The organism is Tamlana sedimenti (assembly GCF_038148895.1).
GTDB lineage: Bacteria > Bacteroidota > Bacteroidia > Flavobacteriales > Flavobacteriaceae > Tamlana.
This window is the reverse complement of record NZ_JBBVGQ010000004.1, coordinates 324,777-351,183: the sequence shown is the minus strand read 5'-3', so window position 1 is coordinate 351,183 and position 26,407 is coordinate 324,777. Positions and strand designations below refer to the sequence as shown.

Here is a 26,407-nt window from a genome sequence, read left to right as displayed (position 1 = left end):
AAATGTTTTTAACAAAGTAATCAACAGGTACCGGCTTTTTTTAATTTTATTAATAGTTTTTTATTGATTATCAGAAGGTTGTGTTATTTATTTTGACGGTGTATTTCATCTAAAATATCAATAATTACTTTGCAACCTTGTTTTATTTCGTCATTTGAAATTGTCAACGGCGGAGTAATTCTTACAGCTTTAGGCTCGAAAAGTAACCAAAAAAGTATTAATCCAGCATCTTGACACTTCAAAATAAGTTGATTTGTTATTTCTGCAGAAGGCGTTATAAAAGCTAACATGAGCCCTTTGCCTCTTATTTCTTTGATTAATGGATGGACAAGAAGGCTCTTGAATAATTTTTCCTTTTCCAGTACTTCTAACATTAAGTTGCTTTCAGTAATTTCCTTTAAAGTTGCCAAGGCCGAGGCAGCAATTACCGGATGCCCGCCAAATGTGGTAATGTGCCCTAATTTTGGGTTTTCATATAGCAAATCCATTAAGTCGCCCGATGCCGTAAAAGCCCCAATGGGCATACCCCCGCCCAAACCTTTACCGATCACTAAAATATCTGGGATGCAATTATAATGTTCAAAACCGAAAAGTTTTCCGGTGCGTCCAATTCCTGGTTGAATTTCATCTAAAATTAAAAGTGCCCCAACATCATCGCATTTCTTTCTTACTTTTTCCAAATATCCATTTTGGGGTTCTAAAAATCCAGCGCCTCCTTGTATAGTTTCTAAAATAACACCAGCGGTTTTTTCGGTTATCTGGTTTAAGTCTTCTTCGTCATTAAAAGTTATGAATCTCACGTCTGGTATAAGTGGCCTGAAAGCTTGTTTGCGCTCTTCATAGCCCATAACACTCATAGACCCCATAGTATTACCGTGGTATGCATTATGGGCGGCAATGATTTCACTCCGGCCAGTGGCTCTTTTTGCCAGTTTTAAAGCGCCTTCAATAGCTTCTGTTCCAGAATTGGTTAGATAAGTTTTTTCTAAAGAATATGGGAGTTTATTGGCTAGTAATTTTGTGAGTTCAACAGCAGGTTTTTGAATATATTCACCATATACCATAACATGTAGGTATTTGTCTAACTGCCCTTTAATGGCCTTTATAACTTTAGGGTTGTTATGGCCTAAAGGACAAGCGGAAACACCAGCAACAAAATCTAAATAGACTTTGTTGTTCGTATCATAAATAAATGAGCCATTGGCATGAGAGATTTCCATGGCTAAAGGATGCGCAGTGGTTTGTGCTTGATATTTAAGAAAGTCTGATTTCATTTTTTATTCAGAAAGTTTTAATAACTCAGCTCCCCAAGCGTATACTTCATCAGAGGGTTGAATTTGTCCTAGCAAAAACCTAAAAACATTGTCTTTTTCTTGTTGCCCTTCTAAAGTATATTTAGTCCAGGTGTTTTTTAGGGTTATGTCTGAGTGGGATAAGTCTCTAAAGCCTTTTCCATTTAAATTTTTTGATTGCAATCTAAAGACTATTTTGCCATTCCCTTTTATCCAAATTGAGATTTGAATTTTACCTTTCAAGTCAGTTACATCTTGAAGAATAATACCGTTTTCTGCATTCGTGTTGTAAATTTTATCAGCTTTTTGGGAGTAGTTTTCAACTAACATATCATCAGATTTTACAGAAATATTAATCTTTATCCAAGAGCTTTCATTAAAGTCATTTCCGGATTTCAATAGATTTTCACCAATTCCGTTAGAAAATACGCTGTAGTTGCCGGCCTGTTCTATGCGTTCCATCATATCTTCATCAAAAAAGGCACTTTGGGGCACATAATCCTCAAGCCCTTTTATTATTGGTAAATTATAAGGTTTGTCATCTTTAAATAAATCTTCAACGCTTAATGGACGCTCTTGCTCGCGCCAATCAAAACCTTTGAGGAATTTTTGGTTTTCAGGGTATTTTGATTCGGGGTACAAATTGCCATCTACTTGATTGAACCTCGTATATTCATCAATATCTCCATCGGAAAATAATATGGAGATACTACCCGATTTTGCTTTATCAATGCCAATTAATTCCTGTTGGTCGTTTCGAGCATAGAAAATAGATTCAGCATTTTTATTAATGTCTACTTGCCTTAATTTGTTTTCATCATTAAATAAACCAACCAATCGCATACCATAAATTTGGTTATAGCCCGTTTTGCTGATGGTATCTTGACTAATAATGAATGCATTATTGAAAACCAAAAGTGAATCTATTTTTTCGGTTTCGTTGTTTGATATTAAGTGAATGGTGTCACCCGTCATCTGGTTTTCCAAATTCCACAAAACAGGTTTTCGCTTTACCGAAAATTTGTCTCCTGGTGAAAAACGTGGAATATTTATAAATTTGGTCATTCCCGTTTTTTGGTTTGAATAGATGGAATCGGCCTTTCCGCTCATATCCGATTTATACATTTTGGCATTGTAATAGGCATTGATGATTCTGTTTTCTGGTTTACCGGTAACCATTATTTTATCGGCATGTATGTAAATGGAGTCATTCTCTTGTACTGTTATAGCCAATGCACGTTTTGTAATGAAAACAGAATCCTTTTCTTTAAACACTTCGGCATAGTGACCTTTTACAACACTGTTGTTTATGGTGTCGGTAATCTTGATATTATTTGAAGCAGAGGCAAAACTCTTAGTGTCATCAAAATATAAACTATCACCTTCAATAATTCGGTTGTCGTAATCTATTTTGGCGTTTTTCAGTGCATAGCCAACCTTGTTTTCTGTGTCATAAAAACCTTTCTCACAATAGGTCTTGCTGGTTTCGGTTGTTATTGTTGAAGGCCCATACAAATAAGCAAGACCGGTATCTGAATAAAAATCGAAATAATCAGAATTAATGGTTGATTCTTCATTCACCAAAACAACATCATCAACAAACTGATACTTTTTCATGTTCATGTAATACCTGCCAATTTTACTTGTAATTGTTCCAGAAGAGTCTTTTACAACCGTACCACCACTTTTGTAAAAGGCCTGTTCCTTGAGTTTGTCAAAATATAGTGTGTCTGAAGTTATTGTAGAGTTTGGGTCTTCCAAAACCACTTCGCCACGTGCAAAAGCAAGTTCTGTAATGCCGCTGTATTCAACATATTTTGCGGTCATATTTATGGTGTCACCCTGTTTTATATTAACATTGCCATAAGCTTCTATAAAATTTTCAGCACTGTAATGTATGGCTTTATCACACCACATATTAGCGCCATTATGTTCAATATGAACTTGCTGTGCATCATCCCGAGTAAGAATTTTGGCCCCAGGATAATTTTCTTCGTCAATAGTAAGTTTCCCGGCATATTCAATTTGGATTTTCTTTTTGGTTTGTCCGTTGATAAAATCGGTGGAAATATAGCAAATAAAAAGCGTGAAAATTAAAACCTGTAGTCTGTTCAAAATAAAAAATATTTGTAGCAAAAATAACGATTAAAATGATGTTTTATGATTGCAGAACAAAAAACGCCTCAAATATATTCTAGAAGACCGAAACAAGATGAATTTTAATCTTTATTGTCTGTTTTTTTTTCGTCTATAGTTTCATAATATGTTAATTTTGTAAAATAAAAACTAAAAATACATGGAAGATTTATCACAAGAGGAATGGGCAGAACAATTGGCTAACGACGATAATGCCGTTGTGCTGGATGTGAGAACAGACGCAGAAGTTGCCGAAGGTATTATACCAAATGCCATTCATATTGATATTTACAAAGGACAAGGTTTTATTTACCAAGTTGAGGAGTTGGACAAGAGCAAAAATTATTATGTGTATTGCAGGTCGGGGAACAGAAGTGGCCAGGCCTGTAAAATAATGGAGCAGCTGGGTTTTGAAAACACATATAACCTCGAGGGAGGCATGTTGCAGTGGACTGGTGACATTGTTGATATGGATTGAGTTTTCAAACCTTTCAAGTAAGCCAAAAACTATATAATTAATTTTAAACTAATACGCAGATGAAATACTTATGGTTTATAACCTTGGTCACATTTCCAATATTGTTTAATTGCCAATCGATAGGTAAGGAAATTAAAATAACCCCAGCAGAACTTAATGAGGTTTTGCAGAGTAACGAAGGCATACAACTGGTTGATGTAAGAACTCAGGAAGAATACCAAACATCACATTTAAAAAATGCCACAAACTTTGATTTTTATTCAAAGAGTTTTGCCGATTCTTTAAAAACGCTGGACAGAAATAAACCTGTTTATGTCTATTGTCGTTCAGGTGGTAGAAGTGGAAAAAGTGTTGAGCAATTGAAAAAACTAGGCTTCAAGGAAATTTATGATTTGGAGGGCGGCATTCTAAATTGGACAGATTATGGTTTGGAAGTATCTAAATAAAATGCTCCATTATTGAATTGAAAGTATTTCCCATATACTTGTATCGGGGTTTCCAATGAAATTGTCATTCCCGTGAAAACGGGAATCCAGATCAAGTGAAAAAGTAGCTGTAATAACATTCAACTACTTTTTTTAGTCATTCACCTTTTTTATTTTTTAGTCATATCTTATTTTTTGTATTTTTATGTATCATTTACTAATTAATAGCAAAAAGTACTGAATGATTTTTGACATATTTTCAATTGTAAAAATTTTTAAATTAATAATTTTAAAAAATATGGAAAACGGATATATAATTTTAGGAATAATTGCCCTGCTTTTTTTAAGCATGTATGGGTATTCTTATCTATCGGTTTACATGGAAAAAATCAGGCAAAATAAAGAGAAAAAGCAAGAGATAAAAAGGCAGGAATTAAGACGTCAAAAACGTTTGGAACATCAGGCCATGGTTGACGAAAAAGTTAAAAAATTCAATAAACGTAAAGAAGAAATTCAACATGAATTAATGCTGTTGGAAAAAATGAAAGAAAAGCAGCGAGTTAGTTAGTCCTTAAATTCTTCTTTAACAAAAAACCCATATAAGTGTTAATTTATATGGGTTTTTTAGTTTGTGGAGCCGCCGAGATTCGAACTCGGGTCCAAACAAGTAACCAAAGGGCTTTCTACACGTTTATTCTTTTCTTGTTTTTCGATTGTAAGCTGGTTAAAGACAACCCACCCACAACTTAGCTTTTAAATCTCGAAAGTGAATCAAAGCGCTACACTATCTTGGTTAATTTTTACGATGCCCCTAAAAAGAACGCCACTAACCAAGGCTTTCAAGGGACATTTAGCTTTCCCGCCTTGCGGGACTGGGCTTGCTCTTACTATAATTCAGAATTAAGCAGCTAAAGCGTAGTTATTCTCGCCGTTTAAATTTTGGTCTAGCCTTTTACGTGTTTCAAAACCATTACACGACGTGCTTACCGTTTAATTAATCTCGCTGTCAAAACCAGTCGACCCCCAATTAAATAGTAATTCTTTTGGCGTTGCCCTATCGGGTCAGGCTTTCGGCAGTCGCTCTTTACAAGTAGCTACAACAAATGCCTCAATCCTTAACGCGGGCAGCAAAGGTATCAAAAAAAGTTTGGTTAAACTTTCAAATCCCTTTACATTAGTTCAAAATTTATACCAAAAATTGTTTTGTCAGTTATAATGTCACAGCAACTAATTAATAAAAAATGAACATTAAATTTGCCATCATTAAAGAACGTAAAAACCCTCCTGATAGACGTGTGGTTTTTTCGCCGTCAAAACTAAAAGAGGCTCAAAAACAATTTCCCAATGCCACTTTTAAAGTGGAGGCTTCAGATATTCGGGTATTTCCCGATGACGAATATGCCCGTGCTGGTTTTGAGGTTACAAATGATGTTTCAGATTGCGATGTTTTAATTGGGGTAAAAGAAGTACCAGTTGAGGCTCTTATACCCAGTAAAAAATATTTCTTCTTTTCACATACCATAAAAAAACAACTATATAACAGAAAGCTGTTAAAAGCCATTTTAGAAAGAAATATCGAACTCTATGACCACGAAACCATTGTTAACAAAGATGGTTTTCGTTTAATTGGTTTTGGCAGGTACGCTGGCATTGTTGGTGCCTATAACGGATTTCGGGCTTGGGGATTAAAGTACAATTCATGGCAGTTGCCAAAATCTGAGACACTTCCAAACCAAACAGCATTAATTTCTGAGTTGAATAAAATAAACCTTCCAAGCATAAAAATACTTTTAACAGGAAGTGGAAAAGTATCCAACGGTGCCCAAGAAATGTTTGATGCCATGGGCATAAAATCGGTTTCAGTTTATGAGTATTTAAAGCAATCTTTCACCAAACCGGTATATTGCAAAATTGATGTGTTGGATTATAACAAACGCAAAGATGGAAAAGCGGTTGACGATGTCTTCGATTTTTTCAATAATCCGGAGGACTATGAATCCGATTTTTTCAGATTTGCCAAAGTAACAGACTACTACATTGCTGGGCATTTTTATGGAGACGGTGCGCCTTATTTATACACTAGACAAGATGTAAAATCTCCCGATTTCAATATTAAAGTAGTAGCCGATATTAGCTGCGATATTGATGGTCCGGTGGCTACAACCCTTCGAGCTTCAACCATTGAAAACCCCATTTATGGGTACGACCCTCTAACAGAAACGGAGGTTGATTACAGAAATGATAAAGCCATTGTGGTTATGGCAGTTGATAATCTGCCTTGTGAATTACCAAAAGATGCCAGTGAAGGCTTTGGCGATATGTTTTTAAGGTATGTTATACCTGCTTTTTTTAATAATGATAAAGACGGCGTGCTGCAAAGAGCAAAAATTACCGAAAACGGAAAACTGACCCAACGTTTTGCTTATTTGCAGGATTATGTGGATGAAAAGGAATAAATTTGTACCCTTACCCAATTTTTAATTTATGATAAAAACGGCTTTGGTTACGGGCGCAGCATCTGGCTTGGGTTATGAGTTGGCCATGCTTTTGGTAAATGATGGTTATAAATTAATATTAGTTGATATTGATGAACAAGGGTTGACAAAAGTAAAAGCTGAAATAGCCGATGAGTTTAATTTAGCAGTTGTTACCTTGGTTAGGGACTTAAGTGCCCCTAATGTAGCCCAGGATATAATTGACGCCATAAATAATGAACCTATTGACGTTTTGATTAATAATGCAGGTTTTGGTTTATTTGGTTCGTTTGTGGAAACAGAATGGGAGCGAGAGTCCAAGATGTTATACTTACATATTTTAACAACAACCCATTTAACGAAACTAGTTTTAGAGGGTATGGTTAAACGTGGCTCTGGGCGAATATTGAACATGTCTTCTTTGGCAGCTTTTCAACCGGGACCATTAATGGCTATATATTACGCTTCAAAGGGTTATATGCTATCTTTTTCTGAGGCCATTGCCAATGAATTGAAAGGTACAGGAGTTACAGTAACAGCTTTGTGTCCCGGACCAACAAAAACGGATTTTCAAAAAACGGTATCTGAAGATTCTTCCGATAATAAAATTACTTTCAATATGGCTTCTGCAAAGGCTGTGGCCTTATATGGCTATAATTCGATGCTAAAGGGTAAGGCCTATGCCATTCCTGGTAAATTCAATAAGTTTCTTGCTGTTTTACCAAGATTGGTTACTCGAAACGCGGCGACATTCATTGTTAGGAAAATACAGGAGAAGAACCGGGAAAAATAATAGGCTTTGAGCCAATTTAATAAGCAATCCAGCTTTTTTCAATCATCATTTTATTTCTACTTTAATAAGATAATTATTGCTCATTATCCTTTTATAATTTATTAAAAAGTGTTACCTTATAAAGTCGTTCACTGGCTGTTAATTTAAAAGTAATGAATCATGAGTTTTGCCTTAATTTTTACAATTTTATTAGTCGTATTTCTACTGTCGGGCATACGCATCATTTTTGAATATAAACGGGCTTTAAAGTTCAGGTTTGGTAAGCATATTAAGACTTTGCAGCCCGGTTTCAGATGGATTATTCCACTTGTTGAGACTATACAAATAGTTGACATAAGGGTTATTACTATTAATGTGGTTTCGCAAGAGGTTATGACTGAGGATAATGTTCCATGTAGTATAGATGGTGTGGTTTTTTTCAAGGTTATAGACCCCGAAATGGCCGTATTGGAGGTTGAGGAATACACCTTTGCTATCACCCAGTTGTCTCAGGCAGCACTTAGGGATGTTTGTGGTAAGGTAGAGTTGGATACGATTCTGTCTAAACGGGAAGAAATGGGCAACAATATTAAAAAGATTGTTGAGGTTGAAACAAAAGAATGGGGAATAGATATAATCGATGTTAAGATTAAGGATATTCAGTTGCCTGAAAACATGAAACGCATGATGGCAAATCAAGCTGAAGCAGAACGTTCTAGACGAGCACGAATTATCCTTGCTTTGGCAGAAGAGCAAGCTGCTGGCAAATTACTAGAAGCGGGTAAACTTATTGATCAGTCACCTTCGGCAATAAAATTAAGATTATATCAAACCTTGTCAAACATTGCGGCAGAGAAGAATTCCACAATATTATTCCCGTTCCCAGAGGAAGTATTGCCTAGAAACTCTAAAAAAGATGTAGGATAGAGTCATTTTTAATTTCCTTTTGTTGATAGCATTTTAAAAACCCAAAACCCGACCCATAAAAACGTTCCGAAAAGTAGGGTGAACAACCAAGCTTCTTTGTTGGCCAAAGGTTTTAATGCTATGCTTATAATATCATTAAAAAGATATTTGGGATTGCTTAAAATTTCCCAAGAATTATATCTTAAAAACCGTCCGAGATAAACTCCAAATCCCATTAAAAATAGAAGGGTGGCTTGCCATAAATTAAGTGCTGATTTTTTTATAATGGGTTGTAAAATCTTTTTCATTTCTAAAACAGACAGGTAAAACAATAACATCCCATTAAGCGCAAAGGAAGTCACTACCAAAATATCCAGCCAGAGAAAACTTGTGCGGCTTATTTTTATGTGCAATAAATCGGTGATTATGTATGGGGCGTTTGGTAAAAATAGCAGCCATACACAAAACCAAATTGCAAGCTTTACCTTATTAAGCTTGGGGAGACTTGACAAATAGCTTGTGATGGTAAAAGGTATGACTGCTAGAAATAAATTCCATACCAAAAACAAGTAGAAAAACGAATGGGTGAGCTTCATTCTAATCACGAGCAAAACAATACTAAAACCCGTTGTGGTTATTAAGATGGAAATTATTTTATATCTATTTATAATGAGCTGTTTTATGTTGTTCATGATTTTTGGAGTTTAAATTCTACAATTATAACCGTTAAAATCCCTAATGTGTAAGCCACCAAATCTGAAATTTGAAACGTGCTACCCAAAACCAATTTTGCAATTTTGTTGTTTTCAAGATTGAAGATTTTCAGTATATGGAAGTATTGAGAAAACTCAATGGCAAAAGCAAAAATTAAAACGGCTATAGCAAGTTTAAAAGGGTTTGCATCAAAAAAACTTTTAACGAATGTGTGGATTAGAATTACAACTAAAAAGTCGCCGAAGGTATACCGAATAAATCCGGTTTCTAGAAATATGGCTATGAGTGCTTCTATTGCAAATAGCAGTATAGCGATTATTAAATAGGAGGTGTTTAGTTTCATATAATCTTAATTTGCTTTCCCAAAAACTTAGGGCCAACATTGAAAAGTACATCGGTTGATGCTTTGGTGCGCGCTAGATATTCTCTTATTTTGGTCTTAATTCCATAACGCCCACCAATGTCTTTAGCATTGAATGCCACAGCGTTAATGTTAAAATGATTGGCCAAATACAGTGCTCGTTCATTATGAAATTTTTGAGATATTATAGTAGCCGAGTTTAACCCAAAAATCTGTTTTGCCCTAGCCATAGAATCGAGTGTTCTAAATCCGGCATAGTCCAGATAAATTTTACATCCAGGGACACCTCGAGCAATTAAATCCTTCTTAAAATCCGTTGGCTCGTCATATTCTTTTCTGCTATTGTCACCGCTAATCAGGATAAATTCAATTTTGCCAGCTTTGTACAATGATATTGCAGCTTCCAAGCGATATTTATAATATAGGTTGATATAGCCATTTGAAGTATATTTGCTCGCCCCTAAAACTATACCGACTTTATTTTTGGGTGTTTCTGAAATAGTATTGTAAATAGAGTTTTTTGCCTGATAAGAAACCCAAAAGTTTACGACTAAAATGTATGTAAAGGCAAACGGAATTAACCACTTTAATGTTTTTAAATAATTCATATTGAATGTTTTAACTTTTTTTCACTTGCAAACCAAACCCAAGATTGTAATGATGTAAAGTATGCAGCGCTGAAAAAACAGATTATTTCTGGAGTAGATATTGAACCATAAAAACACAAACCAAAACTTAAAATGGCATAAAAAGGAAACCATTTTTTAAATACATCTCTTTTTGTTTTGTTGTTGTTTTCTAGCCAAAAAAATGGAGCAATTGTAAATAAAATTGTAGCGGTGCAACAAATAGATATCGGAACCATAGATACTAAAATGTATAGAGCTATATCAATGTTTTCATGAAAGTTTTTCGACAAAATCACAACCCAAAAAATGATGGTTGCCAAAAGGGTTGACTTCATAATGTTTAATGGTACATTCAGGTTCATTTTGGTTATTTTAATTCTTTTTTAAAATTATCATAGGTTAGTTCTTGCCAATTTCTTGTTTTAAGTTCATTTAAATAATTATTGTACTTATTTGTCACCAATCTTTTATTTTCACTATTAAGCACTAAATGATCACTGTAGCTTTTCAATAACAATGTGTTATTATTAGAAAGATTTATGAGATAGTTAAAGTCTATAGCTTTTGCATAATTAAGATTGTAAGAAGTAATGTGTTTATCCCAATTAATCGTGCAGCAAATAATCAAAACAGCAAATGCGGTTATTGTATTAACCCTTAACAAATACCAAAAGTTTTTAATTTGCATCACTTTAATGGATGTTGTAATTAAACCAATTACTGTTAGCAATAAATAAACCAGAACACCTATTCTTTTATAAGTTAAGCCGAAATAATAAATGTATTGGTAATCCTTGACGGCCGTGTTTGCTACTAAGATGATATTGAGGACTATCCAGGTATAAGACAATAACTTTAGTGTTTTGTTTTCACGGTAAAAATTCAGGTTTCCTCGAAAAAAGTATAGAATAATAATAATGGCAATAATAATGGAAGCGATAAGCGCATTGATACCATCATGAACCTGACTGGAAAATATAGATGCCCTAAAATCATTGGAGGAAAATAGAAAACTAAAGTCGGTAATAAGAAAAATCACAATGAGTACATTCAATAAAGAAATAAGTATAATGCCCAACTGGTTTTCCTTTTTTGTGTTTTCAATTGAAAAATTTTCGATTTTATTTAGATAATTGTTTGTTGTTAAATCGATTTCAGTAGCTGGGTCTATGGAAATTGGTGTTGAGATGTTGTAAAGTAAATAGTACCCTAATGCGGCGAACAATATCCATTGAAAATTGAGAAAACTAAAATCAATTTTTGAAATGAGGTCATTAAAAACAGGATTACCATTTTTATAAAGGCTAATAAAAATAATGAGAACAACGAGAGGAATACCTATGATTTTAATCCATTGAACATAATCGATGGACTTTTTAGGTTTAACCTTTTGTTCGTTTTCCAAAACACTAAAATTGCGATGGAAAAAACCAGCAATAAATGTATATAAGCCATTAATCCAATTGATATAAATAGATGACTTATGTTGCGAAACACTGCCAACAAGGGTAAAAAAAGCAACGTAATTAGCGACAATTGAAAGCGTAGATTGGTAAAAGAAGATACTTATGGCCGTAATAAAGTATAAAAAGCCTAAAGTTATTGTTCTTCTATTTTTAAAAGATTTTGGATTATATATGCTTAAAACCAAAAAGGTAATTAAACTGAATAAGGTTAAGTTAAGCCCAACATTTTGTCTGTAAAACAATGTGCTGAATAATATGGCTCCGATGAATAGCGATAGTTTTTTCATAATTAAATATTAAAGTTCTTCATTAAGTTTTTCAATCCTTTTTGGTAAGTTTATGTATATGGTATGTCTGCTGTTTCAAGCAATTTCCAAATTTGTTTTGCGGTGGGGTGTTTTTGTGTTCTTCTATTTTTAGTGATTTAAAGTACTTTGTTTTTCAAAGTAAAAAATTAAAAAATTTTGTTTTTATTCTGAAATTATATTTAAACGTTTAATATCGGCTTTATATGCCGTAGGTAGCAATGCCTCTTTTAAAATCCAGTCTAGTTTGAATTGCCTAAAAATTTTATAGACCATAACTGAAGGGGTTAGAAAAGAATACTTTCTAAAACTCAAAAGGTTCCTGACTTGGTTTGGCAGCAATAAAATTTGGGTTTCAATGAGCAATAGATATCTCATGAGCCCTAAATGCTTTCTGTATTGTTTATAGAGGTGTTTTGTGTGTGCACCATTTTGAAGGTGATTTTCAAGATGATTTTGGCGTGCCTTTTCAAACTCAGAGTAGGTTTTAGCTAAGTCTTTTAAGCCCATCCTTTCTCCAACATTGTTAAATACTTTTAATACTTCCTGTTTTTCCAAAGGCGATAATGGTCTTTCAAGCGTTTCAAACGACTTAACTGAATAATAAATGAGCATGAACAGCACATCTTTATAAGCCCAGTCTGGGATGGTTTTGCCTCGTTTTTCTTCAACTGATTTATGAATGGTGGTAATATTGTCTATGGCATTTAAAGCGGATTGGTGTTCTGAAAAAACAATAGCCCTGGCATAATTTACTGTTGAAAACAACCTGCCCAAAGGGTCGTTTGGCAACTTTCCTGTAAAGTACAGCCAGTCCACAGCTTTGTTTAAGGCAAATTCTGCAGATGCACCAACAAAAACCAAAAGAATGGTGTCGCTTTTGCCCCAAATCTCCCTAACTACGGAATTTTTATCTACAAAATATTTCATGGTTTCAGCCTTTGTTAATTAATTTTTCAAGTGCTTCAATATGTTTTTTAAATTCGGTTTCACCAAGTTTTGTGGTGGAGTAGCGCGTATTTGGTTTTCTCCCAATAAATTGCTTTTCAACTTTTATATAGTCTTCTTTTTCCAGTGCTTTAGCATGGCTTGCCAAATTACCATCGGTTACATCGAGCAATTCTTTAAGAGTATTAAAATCGGCGTACTCGTTCACCATTAAAATAGACATGATGCCCAATCTAATTCGGTGATCGAATGCTTTATTTATGTTATTTATTATACTCATTTTCAGTTTGCAGTATTCGGTCAGCAGTTGGCAGTTGTTGCACTTCCTTTGTGCCTTTGCAGCTTTACGAGAAACTCAATTTCTATCGTACTTAAAATGCATCCAAGTACCGTAAACAATATGCATAAATCCAAAACCTAAAACCCAAAACCAAAATCCGTAACTTGGTAAAAAGGCACAAATTAACCCTAAGATAATATCTGTTAAGCCTAGGTACTTAATATCTCCAATGCTATATTTTGAAGCGTTTACTAGTGCTAAGCCATAAAAAATAAGCATTAATGCGGCAGTGTGTCCATATCTGCCTTGGTTTAGAATAATTAAAATGTAAATACCACCTGTAACAAGAGGAATTAAAAAACTAACCAACAATCTTTTTGAGGAACTGTCCCATATTTTTTCTCCATTCTTTTTTGCTTTTCTTGTAGTTAAATAGATTCCTGTGACGATACTGAAAAACGCTATTAGAGCAAGAATAAACATGCAAATAGCAAAAATTTTTCCGTCTAAAATTAGATAACCTCTAATAGAGTTGTCTACAATATAATAAGCAATTGCAGCACCAATTAAAGCATAAATACCGGCTAAAATTCCGGAAAGCCCACTGAGGGAAATAAAACGAGACGATTTATTCATTAAATTTTTAATCTCGCTAATGTCTTTCAGATAATCTTTTGATTCCATATAAAAGTACTTTGAATTACAAAGTAAATAAATATTTTTTAAATTTTCACAAAAAAAGTTGTTTTAAATTAAAAACTTTAGAGAATCTAAACTTTGATGGTTTACAGTTTGTTTATCGTTTTTCGAATAGCCACTAAATTGGTTAGCAGTTTTTCCAAATTATCCAAATGTAGCATATTGGCACCATCGCTTTTGGCATTGGCTGGATCGAAGTGGGTTTCGATAAACAATCCATCAACCTTATTCACAACACCAGCTCTGGCAATGGTTTCAATCATATCTGGTCTACCACCGGTAACCCCGGCCGATTGATTTGGCTGTTGCAAAGAATGGGTAACATCTAAAACCGTTGGGGCGAACTTACGCATGGTTGGGATACCCCGAAAATCAACAATCATATCTTGGTAACCGAACATGGTGCCGCGATCGGTTATCCACGTTTTGTGGTTTCCGGCATCCTTTACTTTTTGAACTGCATGTTTCATGGATTCGGGACTCATAAATTGCCCTTTTTTTAAATTGACCACTTTCCCCGTTTCGGCAGCAGCTACTACCAAATCGGTTTGTCTCACCAAAAATGCAGGAATTTGAAGCACATCAACATATTCTGCCGCCATGGCAGCATCCGAAATTTCATGGATATCCGTAACGGTTGGTATGCTGAAGGTGTCTGAAACTTTTTTCAGGATTTTTAAAGCTTTCTCATCTCCAATGCCCGTAAAACTATCAATTCTGCTGCGGTTTGCCTTTTTAAAGCTGCCTTTAAAAACATAAGGAATTTCAAGCTTCTCAGTAATGCCAACAACCTTTTCGGCTATACGCAGAGCCATGTCTTCACCTTCAATGGCACACGGACCACACAATAAAAAGAAATTGTTAGAATTGCTGTGCTTTATCCTTGGAACTTCAGAAATGTTCATTTGCTTAAAAATTTAAGCAACAAAGTTACATATTAAATGGCTTCTTTTAAACTATTTCTAATAATCCATAAAGCCATGACAAAATTTGCAAAAACCAGTATTCCACCATAAAGTAACGGCTCATTAATACAAGACAACGAGATTAGCTTAAGGGCATCAGATAAAAATGCTATGATAAGATATGACGAGATACATACAAAAGTAATTCCCAAGGTGAAATTGAGGTTTTTGTTGGGTTTAACAATTTGCCATAAAAACGGAATTGCAAATAATAAAATGGGATAAGCAGCTATACCTTCTTCTTTGTTAATTACTGTAAACCAGTAAGCGGAAACCGCTGTAAAATAGAGGTATGGAATTGAATTTGTGTATTTATTGATTAAGGACGACATAGAATTGGGTTTTGCTATTTGAAAATCAGTTCATTATAAAAATAACGAAAACTATTTTTTAAAATTATTATAACTTTTAATTATAACAATTTTTTAACTATATATGAAAATAACACGTACCTTTGCACGCTCAAAATAGGCACCATTATGGCTAACATTAAAAATATTGCAATTATTGCACACGTAGACCATGGTAAAACTACCTTGGTTGATAAAATCATGTACCACTGTCAGTTATTCCGTGAGAACGAAAATACAGGCGATTTAATCCTTGATAACAACGATTTGGAGCGTGAGAGAGGTATTACCATTACTTCAAAAAACGTTTCGGTAGTATATAAAGACACAAAAATTAATATTATTGACACTCCTGGGCACGCCGATTTTGGGGGTGAAGTAGAACGTGTTTTAAACATGGCTGATGGTGTTTTGTTGTTGGTTGATGCCTTTGAAGGGCCGATGCCACAAACACGTTTTGTGCTTCAAAAAGCTATTGATTTGGGTTTAAAACCATGTGTGGTAATCAATAAAGTTGATAAAGAAAACTGTACTCCAGATGAAGTACACGAAAAAGTTTTCGATTTAATGTTCGAATTGGGAGCCGAAGAGTGGCAATTGGATTTTCCAACTGTTTACGGTTCAGCAAAAAACAATTGGATGAGCGACGATTGGCAAAATCAAACCAGCAATATAGAGCCTTTGTTGGATATGGTGATAGAGCATATTCCATCACCAAAAATTGAAGAAGGTTCCACTCAAATGCTGATTACTTCCTTAGATTTTTCATCGTTTACAGGAAGGATTGCCATTGGACGTTTTACTCGAGGCACTTTAAAGGTTGGTCAAAATATTTCCTTGGTAAAAAGAAATGGCAGCATTGTAAAATCTAAAATAAAGGAGGTTCATACGTTTGAAGGTTTAGGTCGCAAAAAAGTAGATGAAGTTCAAGCTGGTGATATTTGTGCAATTGTTGGATTGGAGAATTTTGAAATCGGTGATACCGTGGCCGATTGGGAAAAGCCTGAAGGTTTAAAAACCATTGCTATTGATGAGCCAACCATGAGCATGTTGTTTACTATTAATGATTCGCCGTTCTTTGGAAAGGATGGAAAGTTTGTAACCTCCAGACACATTAAGGAGCGTCTAACAAAAGAATTGGAAAAAAATCTTGCGCTTAGGGTAGAGGAAACCAGTAGTGCTGATAAGTTTATGGTATTTGGTCGTGGGGTACTTCATTTGTCGGTTTTAATTGAAACCATGCGCCGAGAAGGCTACGAACTTCAAATAGGTCAACCTCAAGTTATCATTAAAGAAATTGACGGTGTAAAATGTGAACCGGTAGAGGAAATGACTATTGATTTGCCCGAAACGGTTTCTGGTAAAGCCATTGAAATGGTGACCCTTAGAAAAGGTGAAATGCTCAGTATGGAGGCTAAAGGGGAGCGCATGGTTTGCCAGTTCATTATTCCGTCCAGAGGCATTATAGGTTTGAGAAACCAGTTGTTAACTGCAACGGCGGGTGAAGCCATCATGGCACATCGTTTTAAAGAGTACCAACCATTGAAAGGAGGAATTCCCGAGCGTCAAAATGGTTCTTTGGTTTCGATGGAAAAAGGACAAGCAATTCCTTATTCCATTGATAAATTACAGGAAAGAGGTAAGTTTTTTATCGATCCGGGAGAAGATATTTATGAAGGCCAAGTTATTGGTGAAAACTCACGTGGCGATGATATGACTGTTAACGTTACCAAAACCAAAAAGTTGAGTAACGTGCGTTCTTCTGGTGCCGATGAAAAAGCAAAAATAGTTCCTGCCATAAAATTCTCTTTAGAAGAAGCTTTGGAATATATTCAAAAAGATGAATATGTTGAGGTGACTCCGAACCATTTACGCATTCGTAAAATCTTTTTGACAGAAGTAGAACGCAAGCGAAATAAATCCATTTAAAAATGGAGTTTCTGTGGATTTCTTGGGTAGAGTTGGTTGGTTATGCTGCCATGGCAACGGTACTAATTTCATTCTTAATGAAATCTGTAGATAAATTACGAATAGTAAATGCTTTAGGGTGTTTACTATTCGTGTTTTATGGCTTTGCGCTTCAACCATTATCAAAGCCAATCATTATAACCAACTTAGCCATTCTCAGCATTAACATATATTATCTAGTTAAAAAGCAAGCCTAACAGCATATAATCGATGAAATCTTTATTTCATATTGTTTTATCTGTATTGAATATGAAAGGTAGAATCATTTTGTATATTTGGTTTCCTTAAAAACTATGCAATAATAAACTACTCAAATTTTTGTTATTAGTGAGTATTTTGTTTGTTTTGATTGTTTAAAAGCAACGGTTAAACTTCACATTAATTGAAAAAACTAATTGATTACATAAATAGCAAGGTTTTAGTAGAAATGGCATCGTTGCAAATAGCCTCGGTAATAACTAAAATTATTGCAGGGATACTAACATCTAAGGCTATAGCAGTGTTTATTGGCCCTGTAGGATTGGCCTTAGTTGGCAATCTCCGTAATTTTGTTAGTGCTTTTCAAACTATTGCCACAGGTGGTTTTTATAAAGGAGCCGTTAAGTTTATTTCCGAATTTAAAGACGATTTACACAAACTAAGCAAAACCATATCTACAATCTATTATGTCGGATTTGTTCTCACAATATTGGTGTCTTTTTTTTGCTATTTTAAGGCAGATTGGATAAACAATGTCATATTTCCAACATCAACCAAATATGCCTACGTCATTCAGATATTTGCTATAGTTCTTCCTTTTTATGCTTTAAATATGTTGTCGTTTTCTATCATGAATGGCTTTTCAAAGTATAAAATTTTAATTATAATCAATATTATTGGCCAGATTCTAAGTGTATCGGTTGCTCTTTTGTTAATCTATCAGAACAAAATTGACGGAGCACTTATATCTGTTGTGATAGCTGAGTCCTTAATATTTTTGATAACATTAGTAGGTATTATCAATAGGCGAAGTTTGGTGCCGCTCATTAAAGCCAAGAATGTAAGTTTAAGTTTGTTTAAAAAATTAGGGCCATATTCATTAATGGCTGTTTTTTCAGCTGTTTTGTTGCCGTTTGTTGCCATTGCTATTCGTTCTTATATCATTAATAATGTTGGGTTTAAAGATGCTGGGTTTTGGGAGGCCATGACTAGGATTTCTAAATACTACCTGATGTTCGTTAGTTCATTGATTGCATTATACCTTTTGCCAAGGTTTTCCGAAATTGATACAACTAAGGAATTTAAAAAAGAAGTGTTTAGTTTTTATAAAACTATAGTGCCTTTTTTGCTTGTCGGTTTGTTGTTAATTTATTTTTTCAAGCATTACATTGTCCTTGGAATTTTTTCAGAAGAGTTTCAACCTGTTGAAGATTTGTTTTTATGGCAATTATTGGGTGATTTTGTTAAGGTATTGTCCATTGTAATAGCCTATCAGTTTTTAGCTAAAAAAATGTTCTGGCATTATGTTTTAACCGAGGCGTTTTTGGTAATTATTCTTTACATCACCAGCATTTATTTTATCAACTTGGTTGATGGTGCCAAGGGTGCCGTTATAGCACATTTTGTAAGTTATGTGATGTATTATGGTATTATTTTGCTCATTTTTGGAAGTTCGCTTTTTGGAGTTGAGAATGAAAAGGAATCTTAAGTGCTTAAAAAATTTTTAAATAATGAGCTTTACAAAACCATTTCATATAATGGTGTTATAGTTTTTTTTAAAGTAGTTTCTTCATTTATAGCTTCAAAGGTAACCGCTATTTATTTAGGGCCTTCAGGTTATGCCTTGGTGGGTAATTTTAAGAATGTCTTGCAAGGGCTTTTGGGTTTTACTTCTACGGGATTTGAAAGTGGCATAATAAAATATGTTTCGGAACATAGGTCTGATGATCAGAAATTGAAATTTGTTGTTTCAAATGTCTTTACTTTAAATTTTATTATATGTTGCATAATTATTATTCCACTACTTTTCTTTTCAGAAGAGTTGTCAATATTCACGCTCAAAGATGCTAGCTTTTCATATATTTTCAAATATCTGGCTTTTTTGATGCCTTTAATTTCATTTAGTTTTTTAATTGTATATATGGTTAATGGCTTACAGAAGTTTAAGTTATATACTACTTTAGTAAGTATTTCAAACATCTTAAATGCACTTCTAACATTTTTGTTTATTTACTTATATGGTCTAAAAGGAGCTTTAATGGCAAGCCTTTTTGTGCCAAGTTCAACTTTTGCTTTGTCTTTTTTATTTAGGGAGATCAGAATATTTTTTTTTGAGGCACTAAAAAGTTTACACGGTCTTTCGATAGCATTTTTTAAAAATATTTCCACCTATCTTTTGATGGCCGTATACTCTTCTATTTTAATCAGTTTGAGTTATTTGTTGATACGAAATAAAATTATTGAAAGTATAGATATGGAAACTGCTGGTTTATGGGAGGCCATGAACAAAATTTCCATGTTTTACATGATATTTTTTTCTTCATTGTTCACACTTTACCTATTGCCAAAGTTAGCAGAAAACCAAACAATTCAGGGCTATAATAAAATAATGATGGCGTATCTTAAAACACTTATACCTTTAACAATAATTGCTTTTATGGCTTTATTTTTTTTGAGGTCCTTAATTATTAGATTTTTTTTAACACCTCAATTTTTAGAACTGGGTAACTATTTTTATTTACAATTAATAGGAGATTTTATTAAAATTCTGGCATTTTCGTTTGCTTATCAGTTTCATGCAAAAAAAATGGTGTTCGCCTATTTTTTTACCGATGCTATTTTATACGGAGCTTTTTACTTGCTAAGTATAGGTTTTGTGGAAAATTTTAATCTTGATGGGGTTTTTTATGCTTATAATTTAAGTGTGTTCCTTTATTTGATTTTTGTTTTATTTTTTGTTTTTAAATTGCGCAATAAATATTTGGATGGCAAGCATGCTTAAAAGTCTAATTCCTTACATATCCCTATTAATTCCTTTATTCTTAAAGTATTTGTTTATTTTAATTTTTGGAGACATCAAGGTCGTTTTTTATGTTGATATTTTAGAAGATATTATATTTTTTTTAATCATTTCTTTTGCATTTAATATTTCAAGATTTCTTTTTTATAGATTAACATTATTATTGCTTTATGTGCTTTATTTTATTTTAGAGACCACATCTTATTTGGCAGTTTCTGCAAATTTTTCCTCTTCTTATATGTATGTGCTTATCGAAACAACCAAAGCAGAATTTGGAGAGTTTGTACATTCCTATGGTAATAAGGTGATAATAGCTTCAATTGTGTTTATGATTCTTTCTTTTTTATATATCAAGAGAAGAATGATGAAGGTTGAAAAAATTAACAAGTATGTAAGTTTGATATTAGGATTGGTACTTATTGTTCTTTTAAAACTTACCGGTCTTATTGAAAATAATGTTTACCATAATGTAGTAAGGGGTATTTATGGTTATTATAAATTGCAGCACAGTTTTAATTTGGCTAACAATTTAGATAGAGAAGATATAGAAGTAATTAAAGAAAATGACGTATTGGTTATTGTTTTGGGAGAATCTACAACTCGGGGGCATATGAATCTTTACGGGTATAGGAGAAACACTACGCCTTTTTTAAGTGGTTTTAGAGATAGTCTGTTGATTTATGATAATGTTATTTCAACAGATGTATTGACTTTAAAGGCCGTTCCTAAAATGATTACATCCATTTGTAATTCTCATGAAAATAATGAAAATATGGATTTGGTAAGTGTTTTCAATGCCTCTGGTTACAGCACATACTGGCTTTCCAATCAAAGACCAATTAGCTATCATGATAACGCTATTAGTCAAATAGCATCTCATTCAACATTTTTCAAGTTTTATAATTACAAAATAGAGAAGTATACTACTTCCACTGATGAAATTTTACTCCCAGATTACTATGAAATTTTAAATGAACCCGGAAAAAAAGTTATTTTTCTGAGGTTGATAGGTACGCATTTCGACTACCATAAGAGATATCCAAAGAGTTTCAATAAGTTTGATAAACCAGGAACATCAAAAAAACAAACCATAATAAATCAATACGATAACGCCGTTTTGTACAATGATTTTATACTAAAATCAATTTTAGAAAGTTTAGAAAAAGTTGGTGGAAAAACAGCTTTGATGTACCTGTCCGATCATGGTGAAAATGTTTATGATGATGGTGATTTTATTGGTAGAGTTGAGACTAACCTGAAAAAGAACATGTTTGAAATACCCTTTTTAGTTTGGACGTCAAAAGATTTTGAATTACCTGATGATTTTGAATATGTGCCCAATAGAAAGTTTATGGCAGACCATTTTTACGAAAGCGCACTTCATTTATTTGGGGTAAAGTATAAAGGTGTTGATGCTGGCAATAGCATCTTCAGTAAGGAATTTAAAGAGCGGAACAGAATAGTTGTTAACGGTGTAGATTACGATAAACAGTTTTTGAACAAAAATGAGTAAAAAAATATGTTTGTTGGTTGATAGTTTAAGCGGTGGTGGCGCCGAGCGGGTTGCCGCAAATATGTCTGTTTCTTTGTCCAGAAAAGGATATAAAGTGCACCTTGTTTCCATGAAGGATGAAATAACCTATGCCTTTGAGGGCGAGTTGTTTAATTTTGGTAAAGTTAAGTCGAAAACCAGTAAAATAAACGCATTTAAGGCCTTTAAGTTTTTTTTTGAATCCCAAAATTTTGACTTGATTATCGATCATAGGGTGCGTTCTGTCTTTTTAAAAGAGCTTATTTTTTCAAAAATTGTTTTTAAAAATAGTAAGGTAATTTATTGTATTCATAACTATAAGTTGAGCTATGCGTTTTCGTATGTTAAATGGCCGTGGTTGGCAAAACTTCCACTGGTAAAAAACAATAAGTTTGTATGTGTTTGCAATGAAATCAAAAACCATTTGCACAAAACTTTAGGGATTCAAGGTTATGTGATTTACAATTACTTCACAAAAAAGGGTTTAAATCCCGATGTTGAAAAAATCGATTTAAACGAAAATTATATTATTGGGGTGGGGCGGCTTACCAAAATAAAGCAATTTAACAAACTGATTGCCGCTTATTCCAATTCAAAATTGCACGAAGCCAACATAAAACTTTTTATTCTCGGCGATGGAGATAAAAAAGCGTTTTTAGAAAAACAGGTAGCTGAACTAAAATTGGGCGATTTTGTGAAACTTATGCCGTTTAAAAAGAATCCTTATCCCTTAATTGGTAAGGCCAAAGCATTGGTTATGTCTAGCAAGGCCGAAGGCTTTCCTATGGTTTTGTTGGAAGCTTTAACCCTAAAAACTCCGGTAATAGCGTTTGATTGTAAAAGTGGCCCAAAAGAAATTATTAAAAATGAAATTAACGGTATTTTGGTTGAAGATCAGAACGAAAGTCAATTAACTCTTGCCCTAAACAAACTTTTGGAAAGTTCATTTTATGAAAATTTAAAAATGAACACCCATGTTGGTTTAGAAAAGTTTTCAGAAGAAAAGATTGTTCAGGATTGGATAAACCTATTGGAAAACCAAAGATAGATGCGCTTGCTGTAATAAAATGCCCAAATAGGCAGGTGAAATTTTATTTTTTGAACCAGATTTAAGTTTTTGTTTGAAATTTTCTGTTTATAAAAACGCACTAAATCTTTATTCCGTTCCATTTTATAAAGTACCAATAGCTTATAGTGAATAGCATCTAAATAAGGTTTTAAATCTTTTATGTTTTTAGTGGTTGCATAACTTTCAAAATTTGGAATATTTCTTTTAAATTTAGGATTTGGGCTTGTTAACTGATTTGTGCCCAATATTCTGTAAAATGCCTTAGGCAAAGTGTAATAAACTAAATCAAAATTAGTTTCTGAAAATGCCCGGATGTAAAAATCCTCATCCTCGGCATAGTTGATGTGTTCATCGAAACAACCAACTTTATTAAAGACCCTTTTGTGTACCACCATGGCACCAATGTGCACCAAGATTTTTGATAATTGCGTGTAGTTTGCTATGTTTTTGGTTAAAGTGATATCAAATTCACTGGAAGCTAAATCTGTGTGTTTTGATTTTGCAAATACTTTAAATGCTGTGGTGAATAATGAATGTTTGCTAAACTTTTTAATCAGTTTAAAAATGGTTTCCAAAAAATCTTCAGCCCACAAATCATCCGCATCCAAAAAGGCAATAAAGTCTGCCTTTGCCTGTTTAATGCCGAAGTTTCTGGAAAATGACAAGCCTCCGTTTTTATTTGTAAACAGCCTTATTTTTTCAGTTTTTAATTTATTTACAATTTTTAGGCTTTGATCTGTTGAGCCATCATTAACAACAATAATTTCAAAATCCTGAAAAGTTTGGTTTAAAACACTTTTTAGGGTATCTTCAATAAATTCTTCTTTATTGTAAAGCGGTATGACAACGGAGAAAAAAGGCTTCATTCTTCGTTTTTTATGTTGCAAAAGTAACCCAATCTATAAAAATCAAACACCAATAACGAAGGTCGGGAGGAATTTAGGTTTTTTAAAATAATTTTTTTTGAAAGTTTGAATAAAGCGGCAACAGAGGTTGATAGTCCTAGCTTATTTAAAATGTTGTGATATTTTAAAATTTTGGAAGAGCTAACTTGAAGCTTTTTTGACTTTTCGAGAATAACAAGATTTTCAATAGCGTACTCAGTATTTTTTATATAAGTAGCGGCATCGTCGTCATCAAAATGAATTACTTGGTTTTTAATTAATTCAACCTCAATGCTATTGTCAATTAGATTATTAAAAAATAGCACATCCTCGTAGCCATATTTGTTTAAAGATTCATCAAAAGGATATTGAAGCATCAACTCTTTTTTTATTAAAAAGTTAGAGGAACAAAGCGTGTTGGCTTCCCGTTCTTTTGTATAAATCCATCTAAGTTTAAAGGGTGTTTGTGGAGGTTTTTCAGTATTGGTCATGCCTCCACAAATAACGCTGTTGGTTGTATGGTTTAAATATATTTTTATGAAGTCTTTTGATTTTGGAAATGTCCCGGCATCAACAAACAACAACAAACCATTTTTGGCATTCTTGGCAAGCAGGTTTCTTATGATACTGCGCCCAACGTTTTGTTTTAATATTGTATAGGAGGTGTTTTTTAATTGAGAAATGATGCTGTTTTTATCTGAATAATAGATTTCTGAAGCATCATCGTAAACCAAAATTTCAAAATCAATATTACAATCTTCAGCTTGTTTATGTAATTCTTTAACTAAAGAAACAATGTTGTAATTATATGTTGGTATTAAAATAGAAAGCATTATTTTTCAGCTACAGATACAGAAATTTGGATGCCAATTTTATATTGTTTTATTTTTCCGTTGAACAACCTCATAAACTTGGTTTTCATCACACCTTAAGGTTTTACTTGGGTATTTAAGCAAAAGCGCATAATCGTGAGTGGCCATAAGTATGGTGTTGCCATTTTTATTGATGTCCTGCAAAACCTCCATAACTTCAACACTGGTTTGAGGGTCTAAGTTCCCTGTAGGTTCATCGGCCAAAATAAGTTCAGGGTTGTTTAGTAAAGCCCGTGCAATGGCAACACGTTGTTGTTCGCCACCAGAAAGTTCGTGTGGGTATTTGAAGCCTTTGGTTTTCATATCGACTTTTGCCAGTACTTCTTCAACTCGCGTGTCCATTTTATCTTTGTCTTTCCAGCCCGTAGCCTTTAAAACAAAAAGCAAATTGTCGTTAACCGTTCTGTCTATTAGTAATTTAAAATCCTGAAAAACGACTCCTAATTTTCGTCTTAAGAATGGAATTTCTTTATCCGTTAATGTTTTTAAATCAAAATCAACAATATGGCCTTCGCCTTCTTTTAGAGGTAAGTCGCCGTAAAGGGTTTTCATGAAACTACTTTTCCCCGTTCCTGTTTTTCCAATGAGATATACAAAATCACCTTTGTTAACTTCAACATTAACGTTTGAGAGCACAAGGCTTTCACCTTGAAAAATAGATGCGTCCTTTAATTTTAAAATTGGATTTGCCATAAAATATGTTGAAGTTTTTGATGATATAAATGTATTATTAATTACTTGATTTTTTACTTTCTATGAAGCAATTATGTTTGTTTTTGGCTTGTATATTCCAAATATATAATCACTCTTGTGCTTTTGCAAATAATGGTCTTCATAGTCAAACAATGAATTTAGTGTGGCCTCTTTTTCATCATCAAGTTCTACAAAGTGATGTGCTATATCTTTTAGTGCCAATGTAAGTATGTTTCCGCCATAACCAGTTTCATGTACAGTTTCAAAATACTTGCGAATAGAAGGCATTATGCTAGCAGAATCCACACATTCTGAGGGGTCTGCCAAAACCATTCGTATTAAGCCAGCCCCATAAACCTTGTTTTTATAAAAATTTAATTTGAACCTTTTTCTGAGTTTTTTAGGAATTAATTTAATGGATTTATTTATGGATTTTATTTGATGCTTTGAAAATTGAAGCCTTGTAGGACCAACATATTCATCAATTATTAAAAAGCCATCCGATTTAAGGGTTTTTAAAATATGGTTTCCAATAAATGAGTCAATATTTCTAAAATGATGGAGCGATGCTCTAAAATAAACAACATCAAATTGATTTTCAGGAAGTGAAAAATTATTGACATCCTGTATTTGAAATTTAATGTTGTTCAAATTTTCCTTTGTTGCGATTTCTTTTGCTTTATTTAGGGGTTTTTCGGCAATATCGGTACATAATATTTCTTTAAAATTTTTGTATTTGGCAAATTTTAATTCAGACGTACAGTCGCCACTACCCAATGACAACATTTTTAAGTTTTTCAGTCCTTTCAAATGATTTTCCATTATGAACTGCTCAAGTTCTAAGTCCTTGTTGCCGCTTATCATTTTCCTCCAGCGTTGTTGCACCTTTGGGATAATCCACCAATTTGAAGATTGTATGGATAAATGATTAAAAGCCGTCTTGGCCCGGTCTATTTCGTTCAAATTAAACTTAGATGATATAAAACCTAAACCCCTTTGGCGAAGTTTTGCATAAGTTTCAATAAAATCATCAGGTGTAATAACTTTGGGCATTCTAAACAGCGTTTTTTCAAGAGGTAAAAGTATTATTAAAAAGTTAAATCTTAAAAAGTAACGGTAAAAGTTTAAAAAAAGTACTTCATTGCTTCGGCCTTCAAGCATCGGTCTTCCAATTTTTTAATCATTTAATAAC

Annotated in this window: 28 protein-coding genes and 1 other RNA gene; 12 read left to right on the top strand and 17 right to left on the bottom strand. The window is 33.4% G+C overall.

Annotated features, from left to right (window positions below; translation table 11 throughout):
* Positions 1–83: 83 nt before the first annotated feature.
* A complete protein-coding gene (locus WJN01_RS11965; RefSeq protein WP_445197388.1) occupies positions 84–1,274 on the bottom strand; it encodes an aspartate aminotransferase family protein in 1,191 nt (396 codons plus the stop codon).
* 3 nt (positions 1,275–1,277) lie between these two features.
* The gene (locus WJN01_RS11960; RefSeq protein ID WP_445197387.1) at positions 1,278–3,407 is read right to left on the bottom strand and encodes an OstA-like protein; all 2,130 of its coding nucleotides are present in this window, start codon (positions 3,405–3,407) and stop codon (positions 1,278–1,280) included.
* 181 nt (positions 3,408–3,588) lie between these two features.
* Here WJN01_RS11960 and WJN01_RS11955 point away from each other — a divergent pair, with 181 nt between their 5' ends.
* The 3 genes from WJN01_RS11955 (at position 3,589) to WJN01_RS11945 (ending at position 4,899) form a co-directional block, all read left to right on the top strand.
* On the top strand, positions 3,589–3,906 hold the full coding sequence (locus WJN01_RS11955) for a rhodanese-like domain-containing protein (protein ID WP_445197386.1): 318 nt from the start codon (positions 3,589–3,591) through the stop codon (positions 3,904–3,906).
* A 59-nt stretch (positions 3,907–3,965) separates the two neighbouring features.
* Entirely contained in the window at positions 3,966–4,352 is a 387-nt protein-coding gene (locus tag WJN01_RS11950; RefSeq protein WP_445197385.1) for a rhodanese-like domain-containing protein, read from the top strand.
* Between the two features lie 220 nt (positions 4,353–4,572).
* Positions 4,573–4,899 (top strand): hypothetical protein, encoded by a 327-nt coding sequence (locus WJN01_RS11945; RefSeq protein ID WP_445197384.1) that lies wholly within the window; start codon positions 4,573–4,575, stop codon positions 4,897–4,899.
* 61 nt (positions 4,900–4,960) lie between these two features.
* Here WJN01_RS11945 and ssrA read toward each other — a convergent pair.
* Positions 4,961–5,355, bottom strand: a transfer-messenger RNA (tmRNA) gene (ssrA, locus tag WJN01_RS11940).
* Between the two features lie 223 nt (positions 5,356–5,578).
* Between ssrA and WJN01_RS11935 the strand changes: the two genes are divergently transcribed.
* The 3 genes from WJN01_RS11935 (at position 5,579) to WJN01_RS11925 (ending at position 8,504) form a co-directional block, all read left to right on the top strand.
* Positions 5,579–6,787, top strand: a complete 1,209-nt coding sequence (locus WJN01_RS11935) for an NAD(P)-dependent oxidoreductase (protein ID WP_445197483.1) — start codon at positions 5,579–5,581, stop codon at positions 6,785–6,787.
* Positions 6,788–6,815: 28 nt separating this feature from the next.
* Positions 6,816–7,598: an SDR family NAD(P)-dependent oxidoreductase gene (locus WJN01_RS11930; RefSeq protein ID WP_445197383.1), complete on the top strand. Its 783-nt coding sequence runs from the start codon at positions 6,816–6,818 to the stop codon at positions 7,596–7,598.
* Positions 7,599–7,757: 159 nt separating this feature from the next.
* Positions 7,758–8,504 (top strand): slipin family protein, encoded by a 747-nt coding sequence (locus tag WJN01_RS11925; protein WP_445197382.1) that lies wholly within the window; start codon positions 7,758–7,760, stop codon positions 8,502–8,504.
* An 8-nt stretch (positions 8,505–8,512) separates the two neighbouring features.
* On the opposite strand, the gene WJN01_RS11920 is transcribed toward WJN01_RS11925, so the two are convergent.
* The 10 genes from WJN01_RS11920 to WJN01_RS11875 all read right to left on the bottom strand — a co-directional run bounded on the left by WJN01_RS11920 (position 8,513) and on the right by WJN01_RS11875 (position 15,182).
* Entirely contained in the window at positions 8,513–9,175 is a 663-nt protein-coding gene (locus WJN01_RS11920; protein ID WP_445197381.1) for a DUF1361 domain-containing protein, read from the bottom strand.
* Positions 9,172–9,540, bottom strand: coding sequence for a ribosomal maturation YjgA family protein (locus tag WJN01_RS11915; protein WP_445197380.1), 369 nt, complete (start codon positions 9,538–9,540; stop codon positions 9,172–9,174). Before WJN01_RS11915 ends, WJN01_RS11920 begins: the two co-directional genes overlap by 4 nt.
* On the bottom strand, positions 9,537–10,166 hold the full coding sequence (locus WJN01_RS11910) for a SanA/YdcF family protein (protein WP_445197379.1): 630 nt from the start codon (positions 10,164–10,166) through the stop codon (positions 9,537–9,539). Before WJN01_RS11910 ends, WJN01_RS11915 begins: the two co-directional genes overlap by 4 nt.
* On the bottom strand, positions 10,163–10,507 hold the full coding sequence (locus WJN01_RS11905; RefSeq protein ID WP_445197378.1) for a hypothetical protein: 345 nt from the start codon (positions 10,505–10,507) through the stop codon (positions 10,163–10,165). The genes WJN01_RS11910 and WJN01_RS11905 overlap by 4 nt, the downstream gene beginning before the upstream one ends.
* A 47-nt stretch (positions 10,508–10,554) precedes the next feature.
* Entirely contained in the window at positions 10,555–11,940 is a 1,386-nt protein-coding gene (locus WJN01_RS11900; RefSeq protein WP_445197377.1) for a DUF4153 domain-containing protein, read from the bottom strand.
* Between the two features lie 183 nt (positions 11,941–12,123).
* Complete coding sequence (locus WJN01_RS11895; RefSeq protein ID WP_445197376.1) at positions 12,124–12,888, bottom strand: oxygenase MpaB family protein; 765 nt, start codon at positions 12,886–12,888, stop codon at positions 12,124–12,126.
* A 4-nt stretch (positions 12,889–12,892) separates the two neighbouring features.
* The gene (locus tag WJN01_RS11890) at positions 12,893–13,186 is read right to left on the bottom strand and encodes a winged helix-turn-helix domain-containing protein (RefSeq protein WP_445197375.1); all 294 of its coding nucleotides are present in this window, start codon (positions 13,184–13,186) and stop codon (positions 12,893–12,895) included.
* A 75-nt stretch (positions 13,187–13,261) separates the two neighbouring features.
* Complete coding sequence (locus WJN01_RS11885) at positions 13,262–13,870, bottom strand: hypothetical protein (RefSeq protein WP_445197374.1); 609 nt, start codon at positions 13,868–13,870, stop codon at positions 13,262–13,264.
* Positions 13,871–13,971: 101 nt separating this feature from the next.
* On the bottom strand, positions 13,972–14,790 hold the full coding sequence (kdsA, locus tag WJN01_RS11880; RefSeq protein ID WP_445197373.1) for a 3-deoxy-8-phosphooctulonate synthase: 819 nt from the start codon (positions 14,788–14,790) through the stop codon (positions 13,972–13,974).
* A 32-nt stretch (positions 14,791–14,822) separates the two neighbouring features.
* Positions 14,823–15,182: a hypothetical protein gene (locus WJN01_RS11875; RefSeq protein WP_445197372.1), complete on the bottom strand. Its 360-nt coding sequence runs from the start codon at positions 15,180–15,182 to the stop codon at positions 14,823–14,825.
* A 147-nt stretch (positions 15,183–15,329) separates the two neighbouring features.
* Here WJN01_RS11875 and typA point away from each other — a divergent pair, with 147 nt between their 5' ends.
* The 6 genes from typA (at position 15,330) to WJN01_RS11845 (ending at position 22,745) form a co-directional block, all read left to right on the top strand.
* Positions 15,330–17,129 (top strand): translational GTPase TypA, encoded by a 1,800-nt coding sequence (gene typA, locus WJN01_RS11870; RefSeq protein ID WP_445197371.1) that lies wholly within the window; start codon positions 15,330–15,332, stop codon positions 17,127–17,129.
* A 2-nt stretch (positions 17,130–17,131) separates the two neighbouring features.
* Positions 17,132–17,365 (top strand): uroporphyrinogen decarboxylase, encoded by a 234-nt coding sequence (locus tag WJN01_RS11865; RefSeq protein WP_445197370.1) that lies wholly within the window; start codon positions 17,132–17,134, stop codon positions 17,363–17,365.
* Between the two features lie 185 nt (positions 17,366–17,550).
* A complete protein-coding gene (locus WJN01_RS11860) occupies positions 17,551–18,855 on the top strand; it encodes an O-antigen translocase (protein ID WP_445197369.1) in 1,305 nt (434 codons plus the stop codon).
* A complete protein-coding gene (locus WJN01_RS11855; protein ID WP_445197368.1) occupies positions 18,856–20,148 on the top strand; it encodes an O-antigen translocase in 1,293 nt (430 codons plus the stop codon).
* Positions 20,141–21,679 (top strand): phosphoethanolamine transferase, encoded by a 1,539-nt coding sequence (locus WJN01_RS11850; RefSeq protein ID WP_445197367.1) that lies wholly within the window; start codon positions 20,141–20,143, stop codon positions 21,677–21,679. The genes WJN01_RS11855 and WJN01_RS11850 overlap by 8 nt, the downstream gene beginning before the upstream one ends.
* The gene (locus WJN01_RS11845; protein WP_445197366.1) at positions 21,672–22,745 is read left to right on the top strand and encodes a glycosyltransferase; all 1,074 of its coding nucleotides are present in this window, start codon (positions 21,672–21,674) and stop codon (positions 22,743–22,745) included. The genes WJN01_RS11850 and WJN01_RS11845 overlap by 8 nt, the downstream gene beginning before the upstream one ends.
* Here the strand turns inward: WJN01_RS11845 and WJN01_RS11840 are convergent.
* From WJN01_RS11840 to WJN01_RS11825, 4 genes are read right to left on the bottom strand one after another with little or no spacing between them, the layout of a single operon-like run.
* Entirely contained in the window at positions 22,709–23,632 is a 924-nt protein-coding gene (locus tag WJN01_RS11840; RefSeq protein ID WP_445197365.1) for a glycosyltransferase family 2 protein, read from the bottom strand. The two genes, WJN01_RS11845 and WJN01_RS11840, sit on opposite strands and share 37 nt — an antisense overlap.
* Complete coding sequence (locus WJN01_RS11835) at positions 23,629–24,483, bottom strand: glycosyltransferase family 2 protein (protein WP_445197364.1); 855 nt, start codon at positions 24,481–24,483, stop codon at positions 23,629–23,631. The genes WJN01_RS11840 and WJN01_RS11835 overlap by 4 nt, the downstream gene beginning before the upstream one ends.
* A gap of 39 nt (positions 24,484–24,522) precedes the next feature.
* Positions 24,523–25,215 carry a cell division ATP-binding protein FtsE gene (locus tag WJN01_RS11830; RefSeq protein ID WP_445197363.1) on the bottom strand — a complete coding sequence of 231 codons (693 nt, stop codon included), beginning with the start codon at positions 25,213–25,215 and terminating at the stop codon, positions 24,523–24,525.
* Positions 25,216–25,275: 60 nt separating this feature from the next.
* Entirely contained in the window at positions 25,276–26,268 is a 993-nt protein-coding gene (locus WJN01_RS11825; RefSeq protein ID WP_445197362.1) for a class I SAM-dependent methyltransferase, read from the bottom strand.
* Positions 26,269–26,407 lie beyond the last annotated feature (139 nt).